The following is a 17,434-nucleotide window of genomic DNA, read 5'->3' as shown; positions in this document are numbered from 1 at the left end:
AGTGCTGGAGATGCTGTCGTGAAATTTAGGGGGTTTAAAGTAAAAGGTTTTTCACTTATTGAGGCCCTGGTGGCCATCGTGATCCTTTCTTTGGGGCTATTAGGTGTGGCGGCGATGCAAATTAGTGCGATGAAAAGTGCCCATGTGGCTTACCAGCGTTCTATAGCCACCGTCGCCGCCCAAGATATGGTAGAAAGGTTGTGGATAGCACTTGGCAATGGTGCACCTGCCACGATCGTCTGCCCTGACCCCACCGGCACGATTTTGGATGATTGGCACACTGAGTGGGTCGAGTTTATACCGAGTCTAGTGAAGTCAGGAGCAGTACAGCCCGGTGCATCGTCAGGAAAAGGAATCTGCGAATACACGGTGACCGTATCCTGGAGCGACGATCGATTTCAGAAAGTTATCAATGGGGCTAAAGCCGATGAGGATGTCTCTCGGCTGGTTTATGTAGCCAAATTGATCGGTGAGGAATCGTAGCCTATGAAGGCTTCGGTTTCATTAGAGGTGTCAGCCATGCGGCGCAATGTCGGTTTCTCCCTAGTCGAGTTGATGGTTGCCTTGCTTGTCGGACTACTCATTACGCTGGGTGCCTTTCAGCTTTTTGTGACAAGTAGGCAGAACTTTGACCAGGCTTCCGCGATCATGGAAAGGCAAGAAACGTTAAGATACTTGGTCGACTCCATTTCATATGACGTGAGGAGTGCTGATTTCATTGGGGTGTTGAGTAGTAATAACTCCAGGCTATCGCTTTCGTTTGACAAAGAGAACACCTATTGTGCTGGTGAGGATAAGTATCGGCTTGACTATTATCGTAAAACAGATTCTACAGAAATCATTGTCGAGGTGGTGTGCGATGGTTCTGTCGTTACTACCCAGCCTGTCGTAATAGGAGTAGGCAGTGTCAATTTCAATTATTCACAGCCTGCCACTGCCAGTAGCGGTGCATATAGCACTATTCCGACAGGCCCTGTTGGGATGATCGTTACCATCACGTTGGTGGATGAGAAAGGCAGGCTTCAGGATGAAGAGTTTACCTTCAGGGTAGCAAACCGTACTAGCATTGGCAGAGCACTAGAATATGAGGTGGGATCATGAAGTCTCAAAGTGGTGTTGCGCTACTGGTTAGTCTAGTCGTCTTGGTGGTGGCCATTCTTCTAGGTCTTTCGAGTTTTCAGTCATCGCTTCTTGAAGAGCGAATGGCAGGCAATCATCGCCTATCAGTGAGTGCTTTACAGTCAGCCGAAGCTGGTGTAGATAAAATGCTGGATACAGTGTTGTCATATACCTACACGGTGGGAGATGAAGATACGCTATGTGATGGTGTAGATGTGGCATCAGAGTTCACGCTTACTAACCCATATGACTTCTCCGATGACGGGGAGTTGAGAAGAGAGTACCTGATAAAGCTTTCGTGTGATACTGCGAGCAACAAGGTTGTTGGGCTCAGTCGAGGGTATGTGCTTAACAAGGAGGATGTCGAGCTTTCTGCCAGGAAGATACGAGTTCTGTTCGACCCTCCCGGTTGGACGACTGTTACGGGCATGATATCTGATTCGAATATCACTATTAATGGTAAAAAAACTAGTATCGTTGGTGTTGTTCATGCAAATGGAGACCTGGATATACAGGTTCCAGATTCTGATGAAGAGGGCGATCCGCTTGGCTATCTTACTGCCACTGGTACTGTGACGTTAAATAAGACAGTCGTTGACCCAGCAGTAGACGGAGTGTGTGATACTCTTGTTTGTGCATCATCTAATGCTCCGAGGGTAGATGTTCCTAAAGCCGCAGACCAAATCGCGGCAGCATTTTCGTCTATTGGAGAAAGTCCGCCAGTGTTGCCAACCGATGGTAGCGGGTACGGCTTATCCTCTGATGACTTGGTTGTTTTCCCCCATGACCCTGCTGATGGCTCTTGCACCGTTGATGGTTCTGAGATAGATGAGAGTTATCAGACAGATAGTTTGATTGTGAATGACTCTGGAATGCAATATAAACAGACCGTTTTTTATTGCCCCGGGAAGCTGACAATAGAGGGGGACTTCAATGGGGCTGTCCTCATGGCTGATGGGGATATTATCCACAATGGCTCGTCAGAGCTCGGCACTACAGCAACAGGGGGGCAGGAAGTTGATACCTTTATGTATGCCACTGGAGGAATCAAGCTTAATGGCGAAAACGATAGCTATGGGGAGTTTGTTTCCGATGGCTATCTTTCCACTGGCACACCTGGTGTAGGGTTCTTCCAAGCTGGCACCTCGACGGTGTATGGAACTATTATTTCGACTGGAGATATTACTGCCAACGGTGGTATGGATTTCGAGGCGATGGAAACTGGGATGATTCGATACCTGAGCTCGGGTCGTCTCGATAGCTGGGATGAACTGGAAGATCCGGGTTTGCCTGGTATTGCTAATATGTAGGTGATGGGGTTGTCGGCATAGTTTCAACATGATTGTGGGGTCGTGTTATCGCCAATCCTTACACGCCCCGCATTGCTGATGATTACTTTCGCTACTGCGTCTCTTTCGATGCAGATAATGAAGGTGCCGTTATGGCCGTGCGATCGACCTAATGCGGAAAAGCGCACAGGGCGATCATTCCGATTGAATTTGACAGCTTTAGTTGGTCCGTCAAGTATTCTCAATACACTGTTGCCGATTAAGTTACCTCCTGATGCTTCTCCCTCCACGATCACCCACGGATGCGACCAATCATCGAAGGTGCAGGTGTCGTGATTGGGCCCGGGGCTCGAGCAGACCGAAATCGTCGTCCTTCTGGTCACCGCGGTATTTCTCGCCAACGCCAGCGCCGTCTTGATGCGCATGACCTCGGCGGCGACCTCGTTGCGGGCGGTGAAGCGCTGGAAGCTTGGCACGCCGATGGTTGCGATGATGGCAAGCACGGCGATGGCGGCGATCAGCTCGATCAGCGTCAGGCCCTGCTGAAGTGAAGGCTGGCGCGAAGAAAGCGGGAAACTGGCAGCAGGGCGCATGGTGCCCTCCCGGCGGTGGCCTGTTCGGTGGGTCCTTTCTTCAGGCTAGCCGGGAGGTAATGCCGCGCCGTAGGCGATCGCCTACAAGGGCTGTGCGCCATCCATGCGGGAGGTCGGCGAGGTCTTCCTCGGTCGTGGGGGCAGGAGAGGGGCAGGTGGGCGAGGAGAACCCGCCCTTGTGGTTCTTCAGTCGTCCCTTTCCTGCTTGTTCTCTTCCTTCTGCTCTTCTTTCTTCTCTTCCTTCTGCTCTTCTTTTCGTTCTGCCAGGTACTTGTCGCGGTGGTCGCCGGAGCAGAACCAGTCGCCACGCTCGCGCAGGGCATCCTCCTCGGGCAGGTGCACCTGGCACCAGCTGCAGCGCACCATGCGGTTGCCCTGGTCGCCCTCCTGCTGCGGGCCCTCGCGGTCCAGTTTCCACTCGCGATACATGCGGTAGAGCTTCAGGCCGGCGAAGAACAGCACGGCGAAGATGATCAGGCGAATCAGCAACAGGTTCATTCCTTGTGGAACTCCCAGGTGGGGGTGGCCGGCTTTGCCACTCGGCCGCCCTTGCGGGACAATGGCGGATATCCATCGATTCTCGAGAGATTTCCAAGCCCATGCAAGACCTGACCCTGGTGATGGCTCAGCTCGACCCGCTGGTCGGCGACATTCCCGGCAACGCCGACCTCGCCATCGAGACCGTGCGCGAGGCACGCATCGAGCATGGTGCCGATATCGTGGTGCTGCCCGAGCTCTTCCTCACCGGCTACCCGCCGGAGGACCTGCTGCTGCGCCCCTCCATGGAGACCCGCCTGCGTCATGCCCGGGCCCACATGGCCGAGAAGATGGCCCGCGACGTCATGGTCATCGTCGGCTACCCGGGGCGCCGGGAGGGGCAGAACTGGAACCTGGCCGGGGTGCTCTACAACGGCGAGTGGCTCGACGAGTACGCCAAGCAGGCGCTGCCCAACTACGAGGTGTTCGACGAGCAGCGCTACTTCGCCACCGGCAACCGGCCGCTGGTGGTGGAGCACAAGGGGGCTAGGCTCGGCATCCTGATCTGCGAGGACATCTGGAGCGAGAAACCGGTTCGCCAGGCCCGTGATGCCGGCGCCCAGATACTGGTCACCCTGAATGCCTCACCCTTCCACCAGGACAAGCCCGCCGAGCGCCTGGCGCTGCTCGAGGCGCGAGCCCGCGAGGTAGAACTGCCCATCGTCTACGTCAACCAGATCGGCGGCCAGGACGAGCTGGTCTTCGATGGCGGCTCGGCCTGCGTCGATGCCAGGGGCGAGCTGATGGTGCAGGCGCCCCACTGGGCGGTGGGCCTGATGCCGGTGCAGTTCGTGCGCGACGCGCACCACTGGGTGCCCCAACCGGGCGAGACCGAGCCCGAGGTCGAGCCCGAAGACAACCTCTACTGCGCGCTGGTCACCGGCCTGCGCGACTACGTCAACAAGAGCGGCTTCCAGGGCGTGGTGCTGGGGCTCTCCGGCGGCATCGACTCGGCGCTGTCGCTCGCCATCGCCGTCGACGCCCTGGGCCCGCAGCGCGTCCACGCGGTGATGATGCCCTACCACTACACGGCGGATATCTCCCGGCAGGACGCCGCTGAGCAGGCCGAGATGCTGGGCGTGGGCTACGAGGTGCTGCCCATCGAGCCGATGGTCGAGGCGTTCATGTCGACGCTGGCCGAGAGCTTCGCCGGCACCGAGCGGGACACCACCGAGGAGAACCTGCAGTCGCGCTGCCGCGGCGTGCTGCTGATGGCGATCTCCAACAAGAAGGGCCTGATGGTGCTGACCACCGGCAACAAGAGCGAGATGGCGGTGGGCTACGCCACCCTCTACGGCGACATGGTGGGCGGCTACAATGCCATCAAGGACGTCTACAAGACCTGGGTCTACCGCCTGGCACGCTGGCGCAACACCCAGTCGCCGGCGATTCCCGAGCGGGTCATCGAGCGGCCGCCCTCCGCCGAGCTCGCCCCGGACCAGCAGGATAGCGATAGCCTGCCGGACTACGACGTGCTCGACGCCATCCTGGTGCGCTACATCGAGGGCGACATGAGCGCCGAGGCGATCATCGAGGCGGGGTTCGAGCGCGAGGACGTCTACAAGGTGGTCAAGCTGGTGGACCGTTGCGAGTACAAGCGCCGGCAGGCGCCGGTGGGGGTGCGCGTCACCCGCCGTGGCTTCGGTCGCGACCGCCGCTACCCCATCGTCAACGGCTGGCAGCCGGGGGACTAATAGCGCCGAGCTAAAAGCGCCGAGCAGCCAAGCTGCTTGGTGACGGGCAGCCGGTGTTGAGATCGTAAATAGAAACCCCGCCGAGTGTAGAGTCGGCGGGGTTTCTTATTGATGCCGATCACGCCGGGCAGTCTCATCCTCCTCGGCGCTCGGCGGTGTCAGGCCGAGAGGGCGTCGGCCTTGACGTGCTCCGGGCGGAAGGTGCGGCCGCGCAGGCGCTCGTGGTTCGGGGCGTTGTCGATCAGCACCTGCAGGGACTCGCGGGCGCGGTCGCGCATCTCGAGGCCCAGGTAGCCCTCCACCATCACCGCCAGGGCGTCATGGGTGGCCGCGGACTGCGGGTAGTTCTCGATCACCCAGCGGCCGCGCTCCACGGCGGCCAGGTAGGCCCCCTTGCGCAGGTAGAAGTCGGCCACGTGCAGCTCGTGGCGGGCCAGCACGTTGCGCAGGTAGACGATGCGCTGCCGGGCGTCCGGGGCGTACTGGCTGTCCGGGTAGCGCTGGATCAGCTCGCGGAAGTCGGCGTAGGCATCGCGGGTGGCGCCCAGGTCGCGCTTGGCGATGTCGATCAGGCGCAGCCGCTCGAGGCTGAAGCGCCCCGCCTGCCAGGCGGCCAGGCCACGCATGTAGTAGGCGTAGTCCACCTGGGGGTGGTCCGGGTGCAGTCGGATGAAGCGGCTGGCGGCGGCGCGGGCGCCTTCCCAGTCATCGGTCTCGTAGTAGGCGTAGATCAGCTCCAGCTGTGCCTGCTCGGCATGCTCGCCGAAGGGGAAGCGGGTATCGATGGCCTCGAGCCGGTTGATGGCGGTGGTGTAGCGGCCATCCTCCAGGGCCTCGCGACCCTCCTCGTAGAGCTGGCGTTCGGCCACGCCGTCGAGCTCGTCTTCCTGGGAATCGGTGCTGGCGCAGCCGGCCAGCAGGACGCCGGCCAGCAGCAGGGACGCCAGGCGGGCGGGGGAGGTGATAACGCGCATCGTGATCCTCGTGTCTAACAACCCGGACGGCCGTGGTAGAATCGGCCGATATCCGCCCACTATAAAGCACCTTGCGGCGAAACGCAGTCATCGCTCCCGGTGCGCAAAGAGCCCTGTCCCGACCCATGTCCCAGACCCTCGAAGCCCAGCATCGCGTTCCCGAACGCATGGCGGGCCTGCGCCTCGACCAGGCCGCCGCCGAACTCTTCGCCGACCTTTCCCGCGAGCGGCTCAAGGCCTGGATCAAGAGCGGGGCCCTGACCCTGGATGGCCGGGTGGCCAAGCCCAAGGACAAGGTCTACGGCGGCGAGGCCCTGGCGCTGGCCGCCGAGATCGAGGACGACACCCGCTTCGAGCCCGAGGACATCCCCCTGACGGTGGTGTACGAGGACGACGAGGTGCTGGTGATCGACAAGCCGCCGGGCCTGGTGGTGCATCCCGCCGCCGGCAACCCCGATGGCACGCTGCTCAATGCCCTGCTGCACCATGACCCGGCGCTGGCCTCCATTCCCCGGGCGGGCATCGTGCACCGCCTGGACAAGGACACCAGCGGGCTGATGGTGGTGGCCAGGACGCTGGCCGCCCAGACCGCCCTGGTCGAGCAGCTCCAGGCGCGCACCGTCTCGCGGGAGTACGATGCCGTGGTGGTCGGGGTGATGACCGCCGGCGGCACCGTGGACGCCCCCATCGGCCGCCATCCTCGCGACCGCAAGCGCCAGGCGGTGAATGCCTCGGGCAAGCCGGCGGTGACCCACTACCGGGTGGTGGAGCGCTTCCGCGCCCATACCCACGTGCGCTGCAAGCTCGAGACGGGCCGCACCCACCAGATCCGGGTGCACATGGCCCATGCGCGCTATCCGCTGATTGGCGACCCGGTCTACGGCGGACGCCTCAAGCTGCCGGCCGGTGCCGGCGAGACCCTCAAGGAGATCCTGCGCGAGTTCCCCCGCCAAGCGCTGCATGCCCGCAAGCTGGCCTTCGTGCACCCGGCCAGCGGCGAGCGGATGGCCTTCCGCGCGCCGCTGCCGGATGACCTGCTGATGCTGCTCGACTACCTGCGCGAAGACCGCGAGACCATGCGCTAAGGACCCCGTGATGAGCGATACCTTCGACCTGCGCCCGACCCCGATCCTGCCCGACTGGCCGGCGCCGGAGAGCGTGGGCGCCTTCGTCACCACCCGCGAGACCGGGCCCAGCCAGGGCCCCTTCGCCGCCTTCAATCCCGCCGAGAACCTGGGCGACAACCCGGATCACGTGGCGCTGTGCCGACGCCAGCTGGAGAAGGAGGTCGGCGACGGCCGCCCGTTGCTGTGGCTCGACCAGGTGCACGGCGCCCGGGTGCAGCAGGCCTACTCCGACGCCCGGCCCCAGGCGGACGCCGCCGTGGCCACGAATCGCGACTACGCCTGCGTGGTGCTCACCGCCGACTGTCTGCCGGTGTTCCTCTGCGACCGCCGCGGCGAGCGGGTGGCGGTGGCCCATGCCGGCTGGCGCGGGTTGGCCGGCGGCGTGATCGAGGCCACCGTGGGGGCGATGGGCCTGCCGCCGGAGGAGCTGATGGCCTGGCTGGGCCCGGCGATCTCCAACGCCCAGTTCGAGGTCGGCCCCGAGGTGCAGCAGGCCTTCGTCGGCGTGCACCCGGAGGCCGAGGCGGCCTTCGATCCCAGCCCCTACCGGCTCGGCCACTACATGGGCGACCTTTACAAGCTGGCCCGCCTGCGCCTCGAGCGCCTGGGCGTTTCGCATATCAGCGGCGGCCACTTCTGCACCGCCTGCGAGCCCCGCTTCTACTCCTACCGCCGCGACGACGGCCTCACCGGCCGCATGGCCAGCGTGATCTGGTTGCGCTGAAAGCAGCGCCGAGCGCCGAGCTGCAAGCGCCAAGAACCCCCTCGGCTTGCTCTCTGCGCTTTCGAGCTATCCTGGCTTGGCCGCTTGGCCGCTTGGCCGCTTGGCCGCTTGGCCGCTTGGCCGCTTGGCCGCTTGGCCGCTTGACCCGCGTCAACTTGCCACGCGCTTCCCCTGGCCGCCGACTTGAAAGCCGGCCACGCTGTCTCCATTGATACCGTCAAGACACATTGAGAGGGCCAAACGGTGCGTCCGACCGCGCCGTCACCCCGATGGAGGAAAGCGAATGCGATTCGACAAGTTCACCGCCAAGCTGCAGAACGCCGTGGCCGATGCCCAGTCCCTGGCCGTGGGGCGTGGCCACAACCAGCTGGAACCTGGCCACCTGCTGCTGGCGTTGCTGGAGGCTACCGATACCGGCGTCAAGGCGCTGATCCAGAAGGCCGGCGGCGATGCCGCCCGGCTGCGCGATGGCCTGGTGGGCCACCTCGACGACCTGCCCAAGGTCGCCAACTTCGATGGCGAGGTGCAGCCCTCCCGCGACCTGATCAAGCTGTTCAACCTCACCGACCGCGAGGCCCAGAAGCGCGGTGACCAGTACATCGCCAGCGAGCTGGTGCTGCTGGCCGCGCTGGAGATGGGCCATGCGGTGACCAAGCTGCTGACCCAGGCCGGGGTGACCCGCAAGTCGCTGGAGACGGCCGTCGACAGCGTGCGCGGCGGCGAGAAGGTCGACGACCCCAACGCCGAGGACCAGCGCGAGGCGCTGGAGAAGTACACCCTGGACCTCAACGAGCGGGCCGCCAGCGGCAAGATCGACCCGGTGATCGGCCGCGATGACGAGATCCGCCGCACCATCCAGGTACTGCAGCGTCGCACCAAGAACAACCCGGTGCTGATCGGTGAGCCCGGCGTGGGCAAGACCGCCATCGTCGAGGGACTGGCCCAGCGAATCGTCGACGGCGAGGTGCCGGAAGGGCTCAAGGACAAGCGCGTGCTGTCGCTGGACATGGGCGCGCTGCTGGCCGGGGCCAAGTTCCGCGGCGAGTTCGAGGAGCGCCTCAAGTCGGTGCTCAAGGAGCTGGCCCAGGAGGAGGGCCGGGTGATCCTGTTCATCGACGAGCTGCACACCATGGTCGGCGCCGGCAAGGCCGAGGGCTCCATGGATGCCGGCAACATGTTGAAGCCGGCCTTGGCCCGCGGCGAACTGCACTGCGTGGGCGCCACCACCCTCGACGAGTACCGCAAGTACATCGAGAAGGATGCCGCTCTGGAGCGCCGCTTCCAGAAGGTGCTGGTGGACGAGCCCTCCGAGGAGGACACCGTGGCCATCCTGCGCGGCCTCAAGGAGCGCTACGAGGTGCACCACGGCGTCGACATCACCGACGGCGCGATCATCGCCGCGGCCAAGCTCTCGACCCGCTACATCACCGACCGCCAGCTGCCCGACAAGGCGATCGACCTGATCGACGAGGCGTCGTCGCGCATCCGCATGGAGCTCGACTCCAAGCCCGAGGAGATGGACCGCCTCGACCGCCGACTGATCCAGCTGAAGATGGAGCGCGAGCACCTCAAGAAGGAGACCGACGAGGCCTCGAAGAAGCGTCTCGAGAGCCTCGAGGAGCAGATCGAGGAGCTCGAGCGCGAGTACGCCGATCTCGACGAGATCTGGAAGGCCGAGAAGGCCAGTATCCAGGGCGCGGCCAAATTCAGAGACGAGCTCGACAAGGCCCGCATCGACCTGGAGCAGGCGCGCCGACAAAATGACTATGGCCGCATGTCGGAGCTCAAGTATGGAATAATTCCCGACCTGGAGAAGAAGATCGCCGAGGCCGGGGAGGGTGAGGCCGATACCTCCAAGCACCAGCTGCTGCGCTCCAACGTCACCGAGGAGGAGATCGCCGAGGTGGTCTCGCGCTGGACCGGCATCCCGGTGGCCAAGATGCTCGAGGGCGAGCGCGACAAGCTGCTGCGCATGGAGGAGGCGCTGCACGAGCGGGTGATCGGCCAGGATGAGGCGGTGACCGCCGTGGCCAATGCCGTGCGCCGCTCCCGTGCGGGCCTCGCCGACCCCAACCGGCCCAACGGCTCCTTCCTGTTCCTCGGCCCCACCGGGGTGGGCAAGACGGAGCTCTGCAAGTCGCTGGCCAGCTTCCTCTTCGACACCGAGGAGGCGATGGTGCGCATCGACATGTCCGAGTTCATGGAGAAGCACTCCGTGGCGCGGCTGATCGGCGCGCCTCCCGGCTATGTCGGCTACGAGGAGGGCGGCTACCTGACCGAGGCGGTGCGCCGCAAGCCCTATTCGGTGCTGCTGCTCGACGAGGTGGAGAAGGCCCATGCCGACGTCTTCAACATCCTGCTGCAGGTGCTGGAGGATGGCCGCCTCACCGACGGCCAGGGGCGCACCGTGGACTTCCGCAACACGGTGATCGTGATGACCTCCAACATGGGCTCGGACATCATCCAGCGCATGGGCGGCGACGACAGCGACTACGCCCAGATGAAGGAGATGGTGATGGCGGTGGTCGGCGACCACTTCCGCCCCGAGCTGATCAACCGCATCGACGAGGTGGTGGTGTTCCACGCCCTCGGCCAGGCGCAGATCCAGGCCATCGCCGAGATCCAGCTCGACCGCCTGCGCGCGCGGCTCGCCGAGCACGACCTCTCCCTCGAGGTCAGCGAGGCGGCGCTGGGCCTGCTGGCCGAGGCGGGCTTCGACCCGGTGTTCGGGGCACGGCCGCTCAAGCGGGCGATCCAGGCGCGCATCGAGAACCCGCTGGCCCAGGACCTGCTGGCCGGGAAGTTCTCGCCGGGCGACGTCATCCATGTGGAGGCGGAAGGCGACCAGCTGGTGTTCCAGAGCTGAGGCACATGCCGTAAAGCCGCGTCACACTGCGCCACAAAGCGTTACCTTGCCGCCCGGGCGACCGGGCGGCGACGGTCTACACTGAGATTCAGGTTGCGTCCTGTAACCCCCTTGCCCGTCCCTCCCCGCGAGTGGACGGGCTCTTTTGTGGTGGCCCGGGTGACACGACCCCCTTGCCGGATGGCCCATCATGGGCTACCCACGCTGTTTCCGCGGTTGACACTTCCACAGTGCTAATGGAATCTTGACCCTTCCTGATACGGGCGCGGACTCCAGCGGGCAACCCCCCATTCCCGCGCGAAGGGTGGGCCGAGCGCCTCTACCCGCCGAAGGACTTCCGAATCCGGGCCAACCGCCCGGGTCGGCCAACGCCCCGACGCGGCAATCCGCCGTGATGAGAGTGCAGGCCCCAACAGGGCCCTTACTGCCAGGGTTTGGCATCAGGTGCCGGCACGGCCGGCAGCGGCATACCGTCGCACTCGACTTCGTGTCCACACGGTGGGCGCGGATCGCACTCGAGACCTCCAGGGGAGATACATCTGTGGAACTGCTTTCCGGCGCAGACATGATTGCCCGCTTCCTCCAGGACGAGGGCGTCGAATACATCTATGGGTATCCCGGGGGGGCAGCGCTGCACATCTACGATGCGCTGTTCCGCCAGGACAAGGTCAAGCACATCCTGGTGCGCCACGAACAGGCGGCCACCCACGCCGCCGACGGCTATGCCCGGGCCTCCGGCAAGCCGGGCACGGTGCTGGTCACCTCCGGCCCCGGCGCGACCAACGCCGTCACCGGCATCGCCACCGCCTACATGGACTCGATCCCCATGGTGGTGCTGTGCGGCCAGGTGATGAGCCACCTGATCGGTGATGATGCCTTCCAGGAGACCGACATCATCGGCGTGACCCGGCCGATCGTGAAGCACAGCTTCTCGATCCGCCACCCGACCGAGATTCCGGAAGTCCTCAAGAAGGCCTACTACCTGGCCGCGACCGGTCGGCCCGGCCCGGTGGTGGTGGACATTCCCAAGGACATGACCGCGCCTACCGAGCGCTACGAGTACGTCTACCCGAAGAAGGTGAAGATGCGCTCGTACAACCCGGTCACCCGCGGCCACACCGGCCAGATCAAGAAGGCCGTGGAGCTGATGCTCAAGGCCCGGCGCCCGGTCTTCTACACCGGCGGGGGCGTGGTCACCGGCAACGCCAGCGAGGGGCTGACCGACCTGGTCCAGCGGCTGGGCTATCCCATCACCACCACCCTGATGGGCATCGGCTCCTACCCGCAGAGCGACCGCCAGTGCCTGGGCTGGCTGGGCATGCACGGCTCCTACGAGTCGAACATGGCCATGCACCATGCCGACCTGATCATCGCCATCGGCGCACGCTTCGACGACCGTGTCACCAACAACACCTCGAAGTTCTGTCCCACCGCCAAGATCATCCATGTGGACATCGACCCGAGCTCGGTCTCCAAGACGGTGCGGGCCGACGTGCCCATCGTCGGTCCCGCCGGCAGCGTGATCAACGAGATGATCAGCATGGTGCAGGGCAAGGAGATCGCCAATCCCGAGGCCCTGGCCGACTGGTGGAAGCAGATCGACGGCTGGCGCGAGGAGCGCCGCGAAAAGCTCTATGAGCCCTCGAAGCCCGGCGAGCCGATCAAGCCCCAGGAGGTGATCGAGGCGCTGTGCCGGGTGACCCGCGGTGAGGCCTACGTGACCACCGACGTGGGCCAGCACCAGATGTTCGCGGCCCAGTACTACAAGTTCGACAAGCCCAACCGCTTCATCACCTCCGGGGGGCTCGGCACCATGGGCTTCGGCTTCCCGGCGGCCATGGGCATCAAGCACAACTTCCCCGAGGAGCAGGTGATCTGCGTCACCGGCGAGGGCAGCTTCCAGATGATGATGCAGGAGCTCTCGACCTGTAAGCAGTTCGGTGGCGGGGTGAAGATCGTCAACCTCAACAATGCCTCGCTGGGCATGGTGCGCCAGTGGCAGGACCTCAACTACAAGTCCCGCCATGCGCACTCCTACATGGAATCGCTGCCCGACTTCCAGCAGTTGATCGAAGCATATGGCTTCACCGCGCTGCGGGTGGAGACACTGGCGGATCTCGAGCCGGCACTGGAACGCGCCTTTGCCGACACGCACGAGCTGGTGTTCCTCGACGTTCTCGTCGACCCGCACGAGCACGTCTATCCGATGCAGGTGCCCCTGGGCTCCATGCGTGACATGCTGCTTTCCAAGACGGAGCGGACCTGATGCGCCATATCATCTCGATTCTGATGGAAAACGAACCGGGCGCCCTGTCACGCGTGGTGGGGCTGTTCTCCCAGCGCAACTTCAACATCGAGACGTTGAACGTGGCCCCCACCGAGGACCCGAGCCTGTCGCGGTTGACCGTGACCACCGTGGGGGACGACCGGGTGATCGAGCAGATCACCAAGCACCTCAACAAGCTGATCGACGTGGTCAAGCTGGTGGACCTGACCGAGGGCAACCACATCGAGCGCGAGCTGATGCTGGTCAAGGTCAAGGCACTGGGCGCAGCCCGCGACGAGGTGAAGCGCACCGTGGACATCTTCCGCGCGCAGATCGTCGACGTGACGCCGAGCCTCTACACGGTGCAGATCACCGGCGACGCCGGCAAGCTGGATGCCTTCCTGCAGGCCATGGCGCCGGTGGGCATCCTCGAGGTGGCGCGCACCGGGGTGTCGGGGATTGCCCGCGGCGACAAGGTGCTGTCCCTGTAGCGGTTCCTGCAAGAGAGCCAACTGCCGTACCGCAAAGGCCGCCCCTTGGGGCGGCCTTCGTGCGTGAGGGCTCTGATTCAGCGCTCCGCGACCTCGTCCCAGAGGGCGGCGATCAGTGGGCTCTTCAGGCGGCGCTCGAGCACGCAGAGCCCGACATCGTAGTGGGGCAGCTCCGGCTTGACCGGCAGGACCCTGACCCGCTCCGCCAGGGGGCTGGTGTCGAGCACGATCCGCGGCACCACGCCGACGCCGAACCCCAGCCCCACCATGCTGACGATGGCCTCGTGGCCCGCGACCTGGGCATAGATCCGTGGCGCCACGCCCAGGGCGCGGAACCAGGTGTCGCTGAACTGGCGCGACAGGCCGGCCTCGGAGAGGATCATCGGCACCTCGCGCCACTGCTCGGCGGAGGGCGACTCCGGCGTGGGGGGGATCCAGTCGTGAGCCTCGTGGGGCGCGATGAACACCAGCGGCGAGCGGGTCAGCGACTTGAAGGCCAGGGCATCGGGGGCCTGGCGTGGCCGCGGGGTGATCGCCATGTCCTCGTTGCCGGCCAGCACCCGCGGCAGGGACTGGGCCGGGTCCCCGGTGTGCAGCTTGAGCTCGATGCCGGGATGCCGGGTGCGGAACTCGCTGAGCAGCTCGTAGAGGAAGCTGTAGCTGGCGGTCACCGAGCAGTAGATGCTGATCTCGCCGGTGAGGGTGCGCGCCTCGCTCATCAGCGACTGGCGCAGCCGTTCCCACTCCTCCATGGTGTCCCGGGCATAGCCCTGGAAGGTGCGACCCTGGCGGGTCAGCACCACATGGCGGTTGTCACGCTCGAAGAGGCGCACGCCCAGGCTCTCCTCGAGCTGGCGGATGGTGCGCGAGAGCGTCGAGGAGCTGACGTGGCAGGCCTCGCTGGCGCGGCCGAAGTGCAAGGTCTCGGCCAGGGCGAGGAAGTGCTTGAGGGGGCGCATGTCCATGTCGCTAGTATTGCATATTTCGGCATGTGACATTGCAAATATCGCGTTTTACGCAACGCGAGAGCTGGCGTAAGGTGACCCCATCGGCTGCAACGAATCCCAGCGCCGCGACAGACGGCGCGGGTGGCCATCAACGCTGACCTCGATTCCACGCTATCACGTTCAGGAGTACCCCCTATGCGCGTCTACTACGACAAGGACTGCGACCTCTCCCTCATCCAGGGCAAGAAGGTGGCCATCGTGGGCTACGGTTCACAGGGCCATGCCCACGCCAACAACCTCAAGGAGTCCGGTGTCGACGTCACGGTCGCCCTGCGTGAGGGCTCTTCCTCCGCGGCCAAGGCCGAGGCCGCCGGCCTCAAGGTCGCCTCCGTCGAGGAAGCCAGCAAGAACGCCGACGTGGTGATGATCCTGGCGCCGGACGAGAACCAGAAGGCGATCTACGAGACCCAGGTCGCACCGAACTTGGCGCAGGGCGCCACCCTGGCCTTCGCCCACGGCTTCAACATCCACTACAACCAGATCGAGCCGCGCAAGGACCTGGACGTGGTGATGATCGCGCCCAAGGCCCCGGGCCACACCGTGCGCTCCGAGTTCGTGCGCGGCGGCGGCATCCCGGACCTGATCGCCATCCATCAGGATGCCTCCGGCAATGCCAAGGAGCTCTCGCTCTCCTATGCGGCGGCCATCGGCGGCGGCCGCAGCGGCATCATCGAGACCACCTTCAAGGACGAGACCGAGACCGACCTCTTCGGCGAGCAGGCCGTGCTGTGCGGCGGCGCCGTGGAGCTGGTCAAGGCCGGCTTCGAGACCCTGACCGAGGCGGGTTACGAGCCGGAGATGGCCTACTTCGAGTGCCTTCACGAGCTCAAGCTGATCGTCGACCTGATGTACGAGGGCGGCATCGCCAACATGAACTACTCCATCTCCAACAACGCGGAGTATGGCGAGTACGTGACCGGCACCGAGGTGATCAACGAGCAGTCCCGTGCCGCCATGCGCAATGCGCTCAAGCGCATCCAGACCGGCGAGTACGCCAAGATGTTCATCAACGAGGGCAACAGCAACTACCCTTCGATGACCGCGCGTCGTCGCCTGAATGCCGAGCACCCGATCGAGCAGGTCGGCGAGAAGCTGCGCGGCATGATGCCGTGGATCGCCGCCAACCAGCTGGTCGACAAGTCCAAGAACTGATCTCACGATCCGTTCCGGCTGATGCGAGGGCGCGGGTTTCCGCGCCCTCGCTGCGTCTGGAGTCACCCGGCGCGCCCGCCGTCGTGAGTCGTCGGGCGCTCTGTGTGTAGAATGGGGCGACACCCAAGCCGATGGAAGAGACAGATGAATCGGGATTCGCACCACAGCGAGCAAGAACCGGACCGGCCTGGCGACGAGGATCTGGCCAGCACCTTCATGCGCGAATCGGAGGTCATCGAGGAGGCCGAGGAGGGTGGCAGGAAGGTGAGGCGCAAGGGCGTCTATCTGCTGCCCAACCTGTTCACCACTTCCGCCCTCTTCTCCGGTTTCTTCGCCATGGTGGCCGCCGTGAACGGGGACTTCACCACGGCCTCCATCGCCATCTTCATCGCCATGGTGCTGGATGGCCTTGATGGTCGGGTGGCTCGCCTGACCAACACCCAGAGCGACTTCGGCGCGGAGTACGACAGCCTCTCCGACATGCTCTCCTTCGGTGTCGCGCCGGGCCTGGTGGCCTTCATCTGGATCTTGCAGGACATCGGCAAGACCGGCTGGGTGGTGGCCTTCCTTTACGTGGCCTGCGCCGCGCTGCGGCTGGCGCGCTTCAACGTGCAGATCGGCAGCGTCGACAAGAAGTGGTTCATCGGCCTGCCGAGCCCCTCGGCGGCGGCCCTGGTCGCGGCCAGTGTCTGGACCTTTCACAGCTTTGATGCCGATGCCTTCGGCTTCAAGCTGCTGATGCTCTTCGTGGTGGGCACCGCGGGGATTCTGATGGTCAGCAATATCCGCTACTACAGCTTCAAGGACGTGGACCTCAAGGGGCCGGTGCCCTTCGTCTTTCTGCTGGCCATCGTGCTGGGCTTCGTGGTCATCTCCATCGAGCCCTCGGTGATGTTGCTGCTGCTGTTCGGTGCCTACGTGGTCTCCGGCCCGGTGATGGCGATGATGCGCAAGCTGAAGCACTCGCCGTCCACGCACTGAACCCGATTTCCATTCCCCACGACGCCCGCCCCGCGCGGGCGTCGTCGTCTCTGCTCACGGCCATGTCATCCACAGGCGGTCGTCATGACGGGGCTGTGGACGGCCTGCCAGCCGCCCGATCGTCATCACCGATTCACGGGGGCGTCATCGCCGTGACATTTTTCTTCGCGAGGGCCTTGCGCGGTCCCGGGGAAATCCGTAAAGTACGCATCCGCTGCCGGCGACGGGCACACGTTGCAGGCGGTGGGAAGTGGTAGAAGTGCTTGTTTCCTATTGGGTTTTTCGAAGCGGTTTCAGAAATTCCCGGTTGACGAACTCGCCGCATTCGGTAGAATGTATCGCCACTCGATCGGCACTCACTTCGCTCTAGCGAAATGAGATTTCGGTCACCCGCTTCGCTTCTTCGGAACGTCTCGCAGGGTTGACAACGACAGCCGATCACGTAGAATACGCCTTCCTCGCAGGGCGCCGGCGAGACCGCCGCTTCATCAGAAGCCGGGCACGACGGCAATAGCGAGACGCTCTTTAACAATCGATCAGGTAATTCATGTGGGCGCTTGTCGGGATGTCGGTGACCAGTCACTGAAACATTCAAGGCAAGCGACTCGTCAAAG

General features: G+C 63.8%; 15 protein-coding genes. 11 read left to right on the top strand and 4 right to left on the bottom strand.

The window, feature by feature from the left end:
- Positions 1-18 precede the first annotated feature (18 nt).
- Genes pilV through DFP85_RS13315 form a run of 3 tightly spaced genes read left to right on the top strand, consistent with a single transcriptional unit; the run spans position 19 to position 2,429 of the window.
- Positions 19-483 carry a type IV pilus modification protein PilV gene (pilV, locus tag DFP85_RS13325; protein ID WP_133636839.1) on the top strand — a complete coding sequence of 155 codons (465 nt, stop codon included), beginning with the start codon at positions 19-21 and terminating at the stop codon, positions 481-483.
- A gap of 3 nt (positions 484-486) precedes the next feature.
- Positions 487-1,101: a PilW family protein gene (locus tag DFP85_RS13320; RefSeq protein ID WP_243737302.1), complete on the top strand. Its 615-nt coding sequence runs from the start codon at positions 487-489 to the stop codon at positions 1,099-1,101.
- Complete coding sequence (locus DFP85_RS13315; protein ID WP_133636837.1) at positions 1,098-2,429, top strand: pilus assembly PilX family protein; 1,332 nt, start codon at positions 1,098-1,100, stop codon at positions 2,427-2,429. The genes DFP85_RS13320 and DFP85_RS13315 overlap by 4 nt, the downstream gene beginning before the upstream one ends.
- 23 nt (positions 2,430-2,452) lie before the next feature.
- Here DFP85_RS13315 and DFP85_RS13310 read toward each other — a convergent pair whose 3' ends face one another.
- Both DFP85_RS13310 and DFP85_RS13305 read right to left on the bottom strand, forming a co-directional pair.
- Complete coding sequence (locus DFP85_RS13310) at positions 2,453-3,001, bottom strand: GspH/FimT family pseudopilin (RefSeq protein ID WP_133636942.1); 549 nt, start codon at positions 2,999-3,001, stop codon at positions 2,453-2,455.
- 186 nt (positions 3,002-3,187) lie between these two features.
- Positions 3,188-3,499 (bottom strand): PP0621 family protein, encoded by a 312-nt coding sequence (locus DFP85_RS13305; protein ID WP_133636835.1) that lies wholly within the window; start codon positions 3,497-3,499, stop codon positions 3,188-3,190.
- A gap of 101 nt (positions 3,500-3,600) precedes the next feature.
- Here DFP85_RS13305 and DFP85_RS13300 point away from each other — a divergent pair, with 101 nt between their 5' ends.
- On the top strand, positions 3,601-5,232 hold the full coding sequence (locus DFP85_RS13300; RefSeq protein ID WP_133636834.1) for an NAD+ synthase: 1,632 nt from the start codon (positions 3,601-3,603) through the stop codon (positions 5,230-5,232).
- Positions 5,233-5,390: 158 nt separating this feature from the next.
- On the opposite strand, the gene DFP85_RS13295 is transcribed toward DFP85_RS13300, so the two are convergent.
- A complete protein-coding gene (locus DFP85_RS13295; RefSeq protein WP_133636832.1) occupies positions 5,391-6,206 on the bottom strand; it encodes an outer membrane protein assembly factor BamD in 816 nt (271 codons plus the stop codon).
- Between the two features lie 125 nt (positions 6,207-6,331).
- On the opposite strand from DFP85_RS13295, the gene rluD reads away from it, so the two are divergent.
- The 5 genes from rluD to ilvN all read left to right on the top strand — a co-directional run bounded on the left by rluD (position 6,332) and on the right by ilvN (position 13,680).
- Positions 6,332-7,291, top strand: coding sequence for a 23S rRNA pseudouridine(1911/1915/1917) synthase RluD (gene rluD, locus DFP85_RS13290; RefSeq protein ID WP_133636830.1), 960 nt, complete (start codon positions 6,332-6,334; stop codon positions 7,289-7,291).
- A 10-nt stretch (positions 7,292-7,301) separates the two neighbouring features.
- Complete coding sequence (pgeF, locus tag DFP85_RS13285) at positions 7,302-8,057, top strand: peptidoglycan editing factor PgeF (protein WP_133636828.1); 756 nt, start codon at positions 7,302-7,304, stop codon at positions 8,055-8,057.
- Between the two features lie 283 nt (positions 8,058-8,340).
- Positions 8,341-10,923 (top strand): ATP-dependent chaperone ClpB, encoded by a 2,583-nt coding sequence (gene clpB, locus DFP85_RS13275; RefSeq protein ID WP_133636824.1) that lies wholly within the window; start codon positions 8,341-8,343, stop codon positions 10,921-10,923.
- A gap of 541 nt (positions 10,924-11,464) precedes the next feature.
- A complete protein-coding gene (locus tag DFP85_RS13270; protein WP_133636822.1) occupies positions 11,465-13,189 on the top strand; it encodes an acetolactate synthase 3 large subunit in 1,725 nt (574 codons plus the stop codon).
- A complete protein-coding gene (ilvN, locus tag DFP85_RS13265) occupies positions 13,189-13,680 on the top strand; it encodes an acetolactate synthase small subunit (RefSeq protein ID WP_040183026.1) in 492 nt (163 codons plus the stop codon). The genes DFP85_RS13270 and ilvN overlap by 1 nt, the downstream gene beginning before the upstream one ends.
- A 77-nt stretch (positions 13,681-13,757) precedes the next feature.
- Here ilvN and ilvY read toward each other — a convergent pair whose 3' ends face one another.
- Complete coding sequence (gene ilvY / locus DFP85_RS13260) at positions 13,758-14,645, bottom strand: HTH-type transcriptional activator IlvY (RefSeq protein WP_133636820.1); 888 nt, start codon at positions 14,643-14,645, stop codon at positions 13,758-13,760.
- Between the two features lie 177 nt (positions 14,646-14,822).
- Between ilvY and ilvC the strand changes: the two genes are divergently transcribed.
- Together ilvC and pssA are read left to right on the top strand one after the other, a co-directional pair.
- The gene (gene ilvC / locus DFP85_RS13255) at positions 14,823-15,839 is read left to right on the top strand and encodes a ketol-acid reductoisomerase (RefSeq protein ID WP_106232115.1); all 1,017 of its coding nucleotides are present in this window, start codon (positions 14,823-14,825) and stop codon (positions 15,837-15,839) included.
- Between the two features lie 144 nt (positions 15,840-15,983).
- Positions 15,984-16,820, top strand: a complete 837-nt coding sequence (gene pssA / locus DFP85_RS13250) for a CDP-diacylglycerol--serine O-phosphatidyltransferase (RefSeq protein WP_133636818.1) — start codon at positions 15,984-15,986, stop codon at positions 16,818-16,820.
- Positions 16,821-17,434 lie beyond the last annotated feature (614 nt).

Origin of the sequence: Halomonas ventosae, assembly GCF_004363555.1 — a bacterium.
Lineage (GTDB): Bacteria > Pseudomonadota > Gammaproteobacteria > Pseudomonadales > Halomonadaceae > Halomonas > Halomonas ventosae.
This window is presented reverse-complemented; position numbering and strand designations above follow the sequence as displayed.